This is a genomic window from Variovorax nivicola, from assembly GCF_051216475.1.
In the GTDB taxonomy this organism is placed as follows: domain Bacteria; phylum Pseudomonadota; class Gammaproteobacteria; order Burkholderiales; family Burkholderiaceae_C; genus Variovorax.
The window spans coordinates 711,093-721,909 of sequence record NZ_JBPJZK010000005.1 but is presented as its reverse complement, the minus strand read 5'-3'; the positions used below and the strand labels follow the sequence as shown (position 1 = coordinate 721,909).

Here is a 10,817-nt window from a genome sequence, read left to right as displayed (position 1 = left end):
GGTTGCCCCTTCGCACAGCGAAGGGGTCGCAGACAGTGGGGTCGCCTTTCTTTTGCCTACTTTTCTTTGGCGAAGCAAAGAAAAGTAGGTCGCCCGCCGGGGCGAGTCCCGGCCCCGAAAAGCAAACTAGGCAGCCAACCAATGAACGCTAAAGAGCTTCTCCGGATCAGTCCAAACCGCAGCAGGCCTAAACCCAGCCCGAACAGCCAAAGCCCGAAGTCCCTCAACAGTGAACTTATGCGAGTACTCAGTATGAATAGTCTCGCCCTCCTCAAACCCAAACCGCTCCCCATTCAAAGAAACGCTCTGAGCCCGACGGCTAACAAGATGCATCTCGATCCGCTGCCGAGGCGCGTTGTAGAACGCCGCATGCGCAAACCCATCGACATCGAAGTCCGCATCCAGCTCAGCATTCGCCCGACGCAGCAGATTGAGATTGAACTCCCCCGTAACCCCTTGCGCATCGTTGTAGGCCGCATGCAAGCGGCCCGGATCCTTCACCAGATCTACGCCAATCAGCAGCCCGCCCCCACGCAACATCCGAGCGGCCAGCTGCAGAAAAGCCAGCGCCTCCTCAGGCTCGAAATTCCCGATCGTCGACCCCGGAAAAAACCCGACTCGCCGCCCCGAACCTGCCATAGGCGCAGGCAGCACCAGAGGCATCGTGTAGTCCGCAGCAATAGGCTGCACCACCAGCTTCGGATAGTCCGCCTTCAGCCGCTCGGCCGCAGCCTCCAGGTGCTCTCCTGAGATATCGATGGGCAGATAGCGCTTTGGCGCCTGCAGCGCATCGAGCAGCAGCCGCACTTTCGTCAGCGACCCCGCTCCGAACTCCACGATCTCCGCGTTCGGCCCGATCTGTTCGGCGATCTCCCCGGCGCATTCGCCAAGAATGCGCAGCTCGGTGCGCGTCGGGTAGTACTCTGGCAGCTCGCAGATGCGGTCGAACAACTGCGACCCCGCCGCGTCGTAGAAGAACTTCGGCGAGATGCTGCGTGGCGAGCGCGCAAGCCCGGCCTGCATCTCGCGCCCGAACTCCGACAGCGGCGCGGCGGCCGGTGACTTCTGCTGGGCCTTCGCAGGCGCGAACGACAGCGACGAGGAAGAAGTTGGATTGCGCATGATCAAAGGTCTTTCGCGAGCCGCAGCCCCGAGAACTGCCAGCGCGCCGCCGGCGGAAAAAAATTGCGATAGCTGGGCCGCGTGTGCCCTGCTGGCGTGGCCACGCTGCCGCCTCGCAACACCAGTTGCCCCACCATGAACTTGCCGTTGTATTCGGCCGCGATGCCGGGCATCGGACGGAAGCCGGGATACGGGTCGTACGACGAACGCGTCCACTGCCAGACGTGCCCGGTCATCTGCGAGATGCCGGGTGCGTCGAACGCGGCTTCCCATTCGAACTCGGTCGGCAGCCGCGCGCCGGCCCATTCGGCGTACGCGGCGGCTTCATAGAAGCTGAGTTGCGCCACCGGAGCATCGGCCTCCATCGGCCGCACGCCGTGCAGGCCGAACACCTGCCAGCCTGCATTGCCGCCCTGTTGCTGCGCGCCAAGGCCAAGGCGCGGATCATCCGGCTCGAGCCAGTACACCGGATGCCTCCAACCGTTCGCCTGCACGGCGGCCCAGCCATCGGACAACCAGAGCTCGGCCCGCTGATAGCCGCCATCCGCGATGAACTGCGCGTAGTCGCCGCAGTTCACCAGCCGGTCGGCAATCGCATAGGGCTGCAGCAGGGCCTTGTGGCGCGGCGTCTCGTTGTCGAAGGAAAAGCCCTGTCCCGCATGCCCCACCTCGCCCAAGCCACCGGGCTGTTCGATCCAGCGCACCGCAGGCGGCACGGCAGCCAGCCGCAGCGCGGGCCCGCTCGCAGGCTTGTAGGCCGGCAGCAGCGGATTGCACGACAGTGCGTGCAGGATGTCGGTGAGCAGCAGTTCCTGGTGCTGCTGCTCGTGGTTCAGCCCGAGTGTGACGATGGGCTCGACGGTGGCCCAGTCGAGCCCGCCCTCTTCGAGCAGTGCGACCACGGCCTCGTCCACATGGCGGCGGTACGCATGCACCTCGTCCACCGAAGGCCGCGTCAGCAGGCCGCGCTGCGGCCTCGGATGCCGCGGCCCAAGCGCCTCGTAGTACGAGTTGAAGAGGTAATGAAAACGCGCATCGAAGGGCTGGTAGCCGCTGGAATGCGGCTGCAGCAGCACGGTCTCGAAGAACCACGTGGTGTGCGCGAGGTGCCACTTGGTCGGGCTCGCATCGGGCATCGACTGGATGCACTGGTCTTCGGGGGAAAGCGGGGCGGCAAGCGCCAGGCTCGTGGCGCGCACCTCGCGAAACCTGTCGCGCAGTGTGCTCGCCGCCTGTGTGATCGGCCGGGAAAGCGTCATGGGGTCTCCAGTCGGGTCAGCCGCAAGTTTTAGCCCATCCGGGCCGCGGCGGCGCGTAGGACAAAACGCCGCCGCCCTGCCGCCGGGACTTCGGCAAAGGGCAGCCACTGTGGCACAAGATTCGAGGCCTTGCAGGCGGCTGCGTATCATCCGTGCGATGCAAACGACCAACCCCTCGGGCAGGCCCAAAGTCGTCATCGTCGGCTGCGGATTCGGTGGACTCGAAGCAGCGCGCAAGCTGCAGAGCGCCGACGTGGACGTGACGGTGATCGACAAGACCAACCACCACCTGTTCCAGCCGCTGCTGTACCAGGTGGCAACCGCCGGGCTCGCCGCGCCGTCGATTGCGGCGCCGGTGCGCGCGCTGTTCCGCAAGCAGCCGAATATCACGACGCTGCTGGGCGAGGTGGGCGGCATCGATCCGGCCACGCGATCGGTGCAACTGGCCAACGGGGACCGCGTGCCGTACGACCACCTGATCGTCGCGGCCGGTGCCACGCACAGCTATTTCGGGCACGACGAATGGGCACCCATGGCCCCGGGCTTGAAAACGCTGGCCGATGCCTTCGAGATTCGCCGCCGCGTGCTGCTGTCGTTCGAAAACGCTGAGGTCGCGGCCGACCTGGAGCGCCGCCGCGCCCTGCTCACCTTCGTGGTGATCGGCGCCGGCCCCACCGGCGTCGAAATGGCCGGCACGCTGGCCGAGATCGCCAAGCACACGCTGTCGGGCGAGTTCCGCCACATCGACCCCGCCAGCGCGCAGGTGCTGCTGGTCGAAGGCGGCCCGCGCGTGCTGCAAGCCATGCCCGAATCGCTGAGCCAGAAGGCGCTCGAACAGCTGGAGAAACTGGGCGTCGAAGTGCGCCTCAACGCGCGCGTGACTTCCATCGACGCCACCGGGCTCGAAGTGCAGACCGGCGGTGGCGCAGACGGCGCGCCAGTCGCCAGCTACCGAATCGATAGCAGCTGCGTGGTGTGGGCTGCGGGTGTAGCGGCCTCGCCGCTGGGCCGCATGCTGGGCGCGGCCACCGGCGTTGAATGCGACCGCGCCGGCCGCATCAAGGTCGAGCCCGACCTGAGCCTGGCGGGCCACCCTGAAATCAGCGTGGTCGGCGACCTCTCGGCCGCCATGAGCCATGCGCCGGGCAAGCCACCCAAGCCCGTGCCCGGCGTGTCGCCCGGCGCCAAGCAGATGGGGCGCGCGGCGGCCGCCAATATCCTGCGCCGCATCGCGGGCCAGCCGACGGTGCCGTTCCGCTATGCGGACTACGGCAACCTCGCGACCATCGGCCGCAATTCGGCAGTGGTCGACCTGGGCACGCCCTTCGGTCCGCTGCGCTTCAGCGGCCGGCTCGCGTGGCTGTTCTGGCTGTTCGCGCACGCGTATTTCCTGATCGGCTTTCGCAACCGCATCGTCGTGATGATGGACTGGGCCGGCGCCTACTGGAGCTTCCAGCGCAATGCGCGCGTGGTGGCAGACGTGCAGGGCAAGAGCGAATCCTGAAGAAGGAGATCACGCGATGTCGCTGGCCGTGTGGATCGTGGTACACGCCGCCGAGGCGCTGCTCTTCCTCTGGGTGCTTCGCTGGGGTGGCGCGGAACGGCTCGAAGGCACCTTCGCCTCGGGTTTTCTCATCAGCACCTTCGCCCCGCGCTGGAGCGCCGAGGGGCTGCGCATGGCGGCGCTGATCCTGCTGGTCTTCTGCGCCATCACTTTCGTCGTGGGCCTGTTCGTGCCCTCGCTGCGCTGCTGGGTCGGCGGCTCCTGCTGAGCGCCGCCAACCCACCCTACCCCATCAGGTCCCGATCACGCCGCCATCGTTCTTGGTGATGGCGATGGTTGCCGAGCGCGGGCGGCCCGCGCCGTCGGGCCACTTCGACACGGCGAGCGGACGGTCCGGGTCGCTGCGCTCATTGGCCGGCTCGCCCGGGTGCTGGATGTTGATGAACAGCGTGCGCAAATCTGGCGTGGCCGTGAGCCCGGTGATTTCACAGCCGGCCGGGCCGAGCAGGAACCGGCGGATTTCGCCCTTGGTCGGGTCGCAGGCCAGCATCTGGTTGTTGGGCAGGTTGACGTACTCGCCCTTGCCCAGCGTCGAAGTCGACACGTCGGTCTCGATCCACAGCACGCCGCGCGCATCGACCATCAGGCCGTCTGGGCTGCCGAAGGTGTCGCCCTTGATGTTGCCCTGCGCTTCATAGCGCGTCTGCTTCGGGTCGCCCGCGAGCACGAGGTGGTTCCATGCGAACTTGGTCGCGTCGAGGTCGCCGGTTTCCTTCCAGCGGATGATCTGGCCCATCGTGTTGTTGGAGCGCGGATTGGCCGCGTCCATGAAGGGCTGGCCGGCGCCGCCACGGTTGCTGTTGTTGGTCAGCGTGCAGTAGACCTCCTTGGTGAGCGGGTCTACGGTGGTCCACTCGGGGCGGTCCATCTTGGTGGCGCCCAGCAGGTCGCTGGCCTGGCGTGCCTTGATGAGCACGTCGCCCTGGGTCGTGAAGCCCTTGTCTGCGACCAGGCCGTTCTTGCCCTGCACCAGTGGCAGCCATTCGCCGGTGCCGTCCACGTCGAAGCGGCCGACGTACAGCGTGCCGTGGTCGAGCAGGTCGCGGTTGGCCGCGGCGCCGCCGGGCTTGACGCTGTCGCGGCTCACGAACTTGTAGATGTACTCGAAGCGCGAGTCTTCGCCCATGTAGATGACGGCGCGGCCGTCGTTGGTGAGCGCGGTGGCGGCGCCTTCGTGCGCGGCGCGGCCGAGCGCGGTGCGCTTGCGCGGCGTCGAGGTGGGGTCCTGCGGATCGATCTCGACCACCCAGCCGTAGCGGTTCGATTCGTTCGGGTTCTTCGACACGTCGAAGCGCGCTTCATGCTCGTGCCAGCGGTACTTCGCGCCATTGCCCTTTCTGATGCCCCAGCGCTTCTGGTGGGCGTCGGGCGTGTCGGTGCCTTCGAAGTAGTCGGCGAAGTTCTCTTCGCAGGTGAGGTAGGTGCCCCACGGCGTGTGGCCGTTCGAGCAGTTGTTGAAGGTGCCCAGCACCTGCGTGCCCGACGGGTCGGCGGCGGTGCGCAGCATGGCGTGGCCGGCTGCGGGGCCTGTGAGCGTCATCGGCGTCAGGGCGGTGATGCGGCGCGCGAAGCGCGAGGGCGCAAGCTGCGTCCACTTGCCACCGTCGCGCTGCAGCTCGATGACCGACACGCCGTGCGCGTTCATCGACTTGCGCACCTTCTCGGGCGTCCAGGTCTTCATGCCGTCGGTGTGCAGCAGGCCGTCGTCGACGTATTCGTGGTTCAGCACCAGCAGGCCGCGGTTGGAGCCGTCGATCGGAAAGAAGGCCATGCCGTCGTGGTGCATGCCGGCCTGCAGCGCCTGGTCGTCGGCGGTGTTGGAGCCGTCGGTCTTGAATGCGGGCATGGCGCCCGCGATGCCGGTGGCGTCACCCCAGCGGTAGAGCACCTGGGTGCTGTAGCCCTCGGGCACGACCACGGTGTCGACGGCGGCCATCGGCACGCTCTTGAAGCCTATGGCCCGGCCCAGCGAACCCGCCGTGCCACCCGTTGCCGCGCAGCCGGCGAGCGGGCCGAACAGTCCGGCAATCGCGGCAGCGAGGCCGCCTTGCACGAGCATGCGCCGCTTCGGGTCGGACACTTCGTGGATCGTGGGGTTGGCGGACGGGTTGGAGTCCTCCATGCGGGCGAAGTCTTTGGCCATGTTCTTGTCGTCGTGGGGTTGCGGAGCCGAGCATAGTGTCGCCGCCTCGTGAATTCCGCATGACACGGACCATGTAACAAGAACTCAGAAGAAGCCGCCCCAGTGCGGCTGCTCGCCACGCTGGCGCTTGCGCCAGTCCCAGGGAGGCGTCGGCTTCGAGTCGGCCCACAGGCCGGCGTGCCGGGCACGCGCGCTGTCCTGCAGCCTGAACAGCCCGCCACCGCGTTTGGTGGCCAGGTGGTTGTAGTCGTACACCCAGGCCCAGCCTTCGGACACCATGCGGCTGCCGGCGTCCTCGCCGTTGCAGCGCACGTCGGCCACCGTGCGGCCATAGCGGTCGGTGTCGATCTCGGTGATGAGCGCCTGCTCGCGAAAGCAGATGTTGCTCAGCGCCTGCTTGCTGCGCTGGCCGTAGGGCTGAGCTCTTTCGGGCGCGTCGATGGAGGCGATGCGCACCTTCACGCGCTCGTAGGCGCCGATGCGGCCGCAGCGGGCGGTGAGCGTGTCGCCGTCGCTGATGCCGACGACGAGGCAGGTGCGGGGAGCGGCTTGGGTCAGGAGGGGAGAAAAGGCAAGAAGGCAGGAAAGCAGCAGCGTGCGTGAATGCATGAAAAAGCGGGGAGATAGGCAGAATGGCAGGACTGATCGAGGCTAAGTGATCCACCCGGCGGAACAGATCGGTACACAGACTTTTTCTTTTGAACCACGCTTCGAAGGAGAGCACGCACCATGCAAGAACCCACCCAGGACGACTGGTTCCTTGCGGCCAACGACGCATGGGACGCTGGCGCGCACAAGAAGGCCCTCTCGCTGTTCCTCAAGGCCGCGGCCGCGGGCGAGACCCACGCGCTCAACAGCGTCGGCTATTTCCTCGACCATGGCATCGGCGTGAAGAAGAACCCCGCGGCCGCGCGCGACTGGTACCGCAAGGCCGCCAAGGCGGGCGACGTGGCGGGGTGCGCCAACCTCGCCATCTGCTACCGCGACGAGGGCAATTTCCGCTGGGCGCGCTTCTGGTTCGAGAAGGCCTATGCGCAGGGCGACGGCGATGCAGCGCTGGAGCTGGGACGGCTCTTCCTGTGGGAAGGGCCGAACCAGAATCGGCACAAGGTGGTGGACTACCTGGGCAAGGCGGTGGCCTCGCGGTCCATCACCCCGAATGGACGCACGGAAGCAGGGGCGCTGCTGAAGTCGCTGGGCCTCATCAAGTGAACCGCGCTCACTTCGCCACGTTCTCGTCTTCCTGCAGCAACCGCCACATCACCTTCCCACTGCCGCTCTTCGGCAGCGCATCGACGAACTGCACCCTGCGCGGGATCTTGTAGACCGCCATGTTCTCGCGGCACCAGTCGATGATCTGCTGCTCGGTGGTTTCCTTGTGCGTGGCACGCAGCACCACGACGGCCTTGACCGACTCGCCGCGGTAGTCGTCCTTGGTCGAGATGACGCAGGCCTCCTGGATCGCAGGGTGGCGGAACATCAGCAGTTCGACCTCGGCCGGCCACACCTTGAAGCCGCTCGCGTTGATCATCCGCTTGAGGCGGTCGGTCATGAAGAAGTAGCCGTCCTCGTCCATGCGGCCCATGTCGCCCGAGCGGAAGAAGCGCTTGCCTTCGAATTCGACAAAGGCGGCGGCCGTGGCGTCAGGGCGCTTCCAATAGCCTTGGAACACCTCGGGGCCGTGGATGATGATCTCGCCCGATTCACCGATGGGCATTTCGGCCAGCGTGTCGGGGTCGACCACGCGCGCGTCGGTGCTCATGAACGGAATGCCCAGGCACTGCTGCTTGGGATGGTCCGACGGGTTGGTGTGCGAGGGCGCGGCGGTTTCAGTGAGGCCGTAGCCTTCCTGGTACTTCAACCCGTACTGCTCGAACAGGCGCTGCGCCACAGCCTGCGGCATGGCCGCACCACCACCGCCGATGTAGGTCATGCTCGACAGGTCGTAGCTCGCGAAGTTGGGGCTGGCCATGAGGTCGATGACCATGGTCGGGATGTTGGTCCAGGCCGTGACCTTCCAGCGCGAGATCAGCCGGCCGGCCACGTCGCGGTCCCAGCGCGGCATGATGATCAGCGTGGCCGCCGCCAGGATGGCCGTGTGCATCATGCTCACCACGCCGGTGATGTGGAACATGGGTACCACGGCCAACACCACCGTCTCCGAGGTCGACCCGCCCCACATCTGGCCGGAGACCGCGTTGTGCATCAGGCTCGAATGGTGGTGCACGCAGCCCTTGGGCAGGCCGGTGGTGCCGCTGGTGTAGGGCAGCAGTGCCATGTCGTTGGCACCCACCACGTGCTCGGGCGGCGGGTGGCCGGCCTCGAGCGCGTCGGTCCAGGCGATGACCTTGCCGCCTTCCAGCGCGGGCAGCGGGTGGCGGGTGGTGAGCCAGTCTTTCCAGGCGGGAGCCGGGGCATCGTCGCCCGACGCGTCGGCATCGAAGGCGTCGGTGAACTGGGTCACGATCATGTGGGCGAGCCGCTGCTCGGATGGCAAGGCGTTGCTGGCCTTGGCCAACTCGGGCGCCAGGTCGCCGGTGATGATGGCCACCTTGGCGTCGGGATCGGTGATGTAGTGCTTGAGCTCCTCGGCCCGGTTCATCGGGTTGACCGGCACCACGACGGCATTGGCGCGCAGGATCGCGAAATGCGCGATCACCAGCTGCGGACAGTTCTGCATGTCCAGGATCACGCGGTCGCCGCGCTTCACGCCCAGCGCGTGCAGCGCACCGGCCAGGCGCTCGGCCTGGGCGGCGAACTCGCGGTAGCTGATCACGCGGCCGAAGAACACGAGCGCGGGCTTGTCGGGGTAGCGTGCGGCCGAGGTGGCCAGGTTGTGCCAGAGGGAGGTGGCGGGGACGGTAATCGAATGCGGGAGGCGTTTGGGCCAGAACTTGTAATGCGGGCGTTGTTGCATGGTGAGTACAGGCGGGACAAAGAAAAGCGCGACAGCCCGCCAGCCTAAGCCGCCAAGGCCGTCGCTCCCATCGGGGAAGCCCCCGGAGCGTCGCCTAGGTGACGCCATTTCTTCTCACATGCGCAACCTTCTGCTCACGCGCCCTGCGACTACAGACACGGGCCGCCTTCCGCGCGATACCTGTCAGCCCCCATCCACCGAATGAAGGAACTCACATGGCAGCAGAAAAGCACGCAAGCGTTCACTGGGAAGGCGCCGGCAAGACCGGCAAGGGCCAGGTCAGCACCGAGACCGGCGCCTTGAAAGACTACCCCTACGGCTTCGCCAGCCGTTTCGAGGACGACAAGCGCGGCACCAATCCCGAGGAGATCGTCGGCGCGGCGCACGCCGCCTGCTTCACGATGGCCTTCGCCTTCGCGCTCGAAAAAGAAGGCCTCGCGGCCACGAAAATCGACACCAGGGCTGCCGTGCGGCTGGCCAAGGACGGCGATGGCTTCAAGATCGACCGCATCGCGCTCGAACTCGACGCCAGCGTGCCGAACCTTGACGAGGCCAAGTTCCAGCAGATCGCGGCCGCCGCCAAGGCAGGCTGCCCGCTGTCGAAGGCGCTGGCTAGCGTGCCGGAGATCACGCTGAAGGCGACGCTCGCCGGCTGAACCCGCTGCTTATGATCGTCTCCCAATAAAAAGGAGACGGATCATGAACAAGCCTGCCCGGACCGCGCTCGCGGTCCTTTCTTTCGCCCTCGGCACGGCCGCGATGGCGGCCTACCCCGACAAGCCGATCAAGGTCGTCATCGGCTTCCCCGCCGGCGGCCCGCTCGACCAGCACGCGCGCCTGCTCACCGACAAGCTGCAGGCCGTGCTCGGCCAGCCGTTGATCGTCGACTACAAGCCCGGCGCGGGCGGCTCGGTGGGCGCCGACGCGGTCGCCAAGAGCCCGGCCGACGGCTACACGCTGATGCTGGCCAACACCGGCGTGGCCGTGATCAACGGCGCGCTCTACAGCAAGCTGCCCTACAACACTCAGCGCGACTTCGTGCCCATCGCGCGCACCGCCATGCAGCCGCTGGCGCTCCTGGTCACGCCCAAGTTGCCGGTGCAGAACCTCAAGCAGTTCGTCGACTACGCCAAGGCGCGGCCCGGCCAGGTCAACTACGGCTCGGCCGGCAACGGCGGCATCAGCCACCTGGTACCCGAGATGTTCAAGACCGCGACGGGCATCTTCATGGTGCACATCCCCTACCGCGGCAGTGCTCCGGCCTTCACCGACCTGATGGGCGGGCAGGTGCAGTTCATGGCCGAGTCGATTCCGCAGGCCGCCAACTATCACAAGCAGGGCAAAGTGCGCGCGCTGGCCGTGACCAGCCGCGAGCGCAACCCCGCCCTGCCCGACGTGCCGACCGTGATCGAGTCGGGCGTCAAGGGCTTCGAGGTGGTGGGCTTCTACGGTTTTCTCGCGCCGAAGGACACGCCGAAAGACGTGGTCGCCAAACTCAGCGACGCATTCAAGCAGGTGCTGAACAGCTCCGAGGTGCGCGAGCGCATGGTGAGCCAGGGTGCAGACCCGGCCTTCCTGGGCAGCGAGGATTTCGCGCGCTTCCTGGCGACGGAGACGCCACGGTGGGAGAAGGCGGTGAAGGCGTCGGGCGCGCGGATGGACTGACCGGCGACCGGTCCGGTTGCGCGCCTCCGCCAACACTGGCGCCAACTTTTGCGATTGCCTTGCCCGATACGCAGGCGCGTCCGCCGCGCGTTTCCAAGCCTCTTATATAGTGCGCGCACCTTGTCACATGGAGGGCGACCTGCATCG

Annotated in this window: 10 protein-coding genes; 5 read left to right on the top strand and 5 right to left on the bottom strand. The window is 66.7% G+C overall.

Annotated features, from left to right (window positions below; genetic code table 11):
- Positions 1-126: 126 nt before the first annotated feature.
- Both egtD and egtB read right to left on the bottom strand, forming a co-directional pair.
- Entirely contained in the window at positions 127-1,122 is a 996-nt protein-coding gene (gene egtD, locus ACSFBF_RS23670) for an L-histidine N(alpha)-methyltransferase (RefSeq protein WP_435471226.1), read from the bottom strand.
- A gap of 2 nt (positions 1,123-1,124) precedes the next feature.
- Positions 1,125-2,381 carry an ergothioneine biosynthesis protein EgtB gene (egtB, locus tag ACSFBF_RS23665; protein ID WP_435471224.1) on the bottom strand — a complete coding sequence of 419 codons (1,257 nt, stop codon included), beginning with the start codon at positions 2,379-2,381 and terminating at the stop codon, positions 1,125-1,127.
- A gap of 157 nt (positions 2,382-2,538) precedes the next feature.
- Between egtB and ACSFBF_RS23660 the strand changes: the two genes are divergently transcribed.
- Both ACSFBF_RS23660 and ACSFBF_RS23655 read left to right on the top strand, forming a co-directional pair.
- The gene (locus ACSFBF_RS23660; RefSeq protein ID WP_435471222.1) at positions 2,539-3,885 is read left to right on the top strand and encodes an NAD(P)/FAD-dependent oxidoreductase; all 1,347 of its coding nucleotides are present in this window, start codon (positions 2,539-2,541) and stop codon (positions 3,883-3,885) included.
- Positions 3,886-3,901: 16 nt separating this feature from the next.
- On the top strand, positions 3,902-4,153 hold the full coding sequence (locus ACSFBF_RS23655; protein WP_435471221.1) for a hypothetical protein: 252 nt from the start codon (positions 3,902-3,904) through the stop codon (positions 4,151-4,153).
- A gap of 24 nt (positions 4,154-4,177) precedes the next feature.
- On the opposite strand, the gene ACSFBF_RS23650 is transcribed toward ACSFBF_RS23655, so the two are convergent.
- Together ACSFBF_RS23650 and ACSFBF_RS23645 are read right to left on the bottom strand one after the other, a co-directional pair.
- Positions 4,178-6,088 carry a PhoX family protein gene (locus ACSFBF_RS23650; RefSeq protein ID WP_435471219.1) on the bottom strand — a complete coding sequence of 637 codons (1,911 nt, stop codon included), beginning with the start codon at positions 6,086-6,088 and terminating at the stop codon, positions 4,178-4,180.
- 84 nt (positions 6,089-6,172) lie between these two features.
- The gene (locus ACSFBF_RS23645; RefSeq protein WP_435471217.1) at positions 6,173-6,697 is read right to left on the bottom strand and encodes a thermonuclease family protein; all 525 of its coding nucleotides are present in this window, start codon (positions 6,695-6,697) and stop codon (positions 6,173-6,175) included.
- A gap of 120 nt (positions 6,698-6,817) precedes the next feature.
- On the opposite strand from ACSFBF_RS23645, the gene ACSFBF_RS23640 reads away from it, so the two are divergent.
- Positions 6,818-7,300 (top strand): tetratricopeptide repeat protein, encoded by a 483-nt coding sequence (locus ACSFBF_RS23640; protein WP_435471215.1) that lies wholly within the window; start codon positions 6,818-6,820, stop codon positions 7,298-7,300.
- A 7-nt stretch (positions 7,301-7,307) separates the two neighbouring features.
- Here the strand turns inward: ACSFBF_RS23640 and ACSFBF_RS23635 are convergent, their stop codons facing one another.
- Positions 7,308-9,005, bottom strand: a complete 1,698-nt coding sequence (locus tag ACSFBF_RS23635; RefSeq protein ID WP_435471213.1) for a long-chain fatty acid--CoA ligase — start codon at positions 9,003-9,005, stop codon at positions 7,308-7,310.
- A gap of 215 nt (positions 9,006-9,220) precedes the next feature.
- On the opposite strand from ACSFBF_RS23635, the gene ACSFBF_RS23630 reads away from it, so the two are divergent.
- Both ACSFBF_RS23630 and ACSFBF_RS23625 read left to right on the top strand, forming a co-directional pair.
- Positions 9,221-9,661, top strand: coding sequence for an OsmC family protein (locus tag ACSFBF_RS23630; RefSeq protein ID WP_435471211.1), 441 nt, complete (start codon positions 9,221-9,223; stop codon positions 9,659-9,661).
- Positions 9,662-9,704: 43 nt separating this feature from the next.
- Positions 9,705-10,670, top strand: coding sequence for a Bug family tripartite tricarboxylate transporter substrate binding protein (locus tag ACSFBF_RS23625; RefSeq protein WP_435471209.1), 966 nt, complete (start codon positions 9,705-9,707; stop codon positions 10,668-10,670).
- Positions 10,671-10,817: the final 147 nt, after the last annotated feature.

Bases quoted from the DNA above. Each gene is read 5' to 3' on its own strand.
- egtD (WP_435471226.1), bottom strand. From the start codon at position 1,122: ATGCGCAATCCAACTTCTTCCTCGTCGCTGTCGTTCGCGCCTGCGAAG.
- ACSFBF_RS23625 (WP_435471209.1), top strand. From the start codon at position 9,705: ATGAACAAGCCTGCCCGGACCGCGCTCGCGGTCCTTTCTTTCGCCCTC.
- ACSFBF_RS23650 (WP_435471219.1), bottom strand. From the start codon at position 6,088: ATGGCCAAAGACTTCGCCCGCATGGAGGACTCCAACCCGTCCGCCAAC.
- egtB (WP_435471224.1), bottom strand. From the start codon at position 2,381: ATGACGCTTTCCCGGCCGATCACACAGGCGGCGAGCACACTGCGCGAC.
- ACSFBF_RS23635 (WP_435471213.1), bottom strand. From the start codon at position 9,005: ATGCAACAACGCCCGCATTACAAGTTCTGGCCCAAACGCCTCCCGCAT.
- ACSFBF_RS23645 (WP_435471217.1), bottom strand. From the start codon at position 6,697: ATGCATTCACGCACGCTGCTGCTTTCCTGCCTTCTTGCCTTTTCTCCC.
- ACSFBF_RS23630 (WP_435471211.1), top strand. From the start codon at position 9,221: ATGGCAGCAGAAAAGCACGCAAGCGTTCACTGGGAAGGCGCCGGCAAG.
- ACSFBF_RS23655 (WP_435471221.1), top strand. From the start codon at position 3,902: ATGTCGCTGGCCGTGTGGATCGTGGTACACGCCGCCGAGGCGCTGCTC.
- ACSFBF_RS23660 (WP_435471222.1), top strand. From the start codon at position 2,539: ATGCAAACGACCAACCCCTCGGGCAGGCCCAAAGTCGTCATCGTCGGC.
- ACSFBF_RS23640 (WP_435471215.1), top strand. From the start codon at position 6,818: ATGCAAGAACCCACCCAGGACGACTGGTTCCTTGCGGCCAACGACGCA.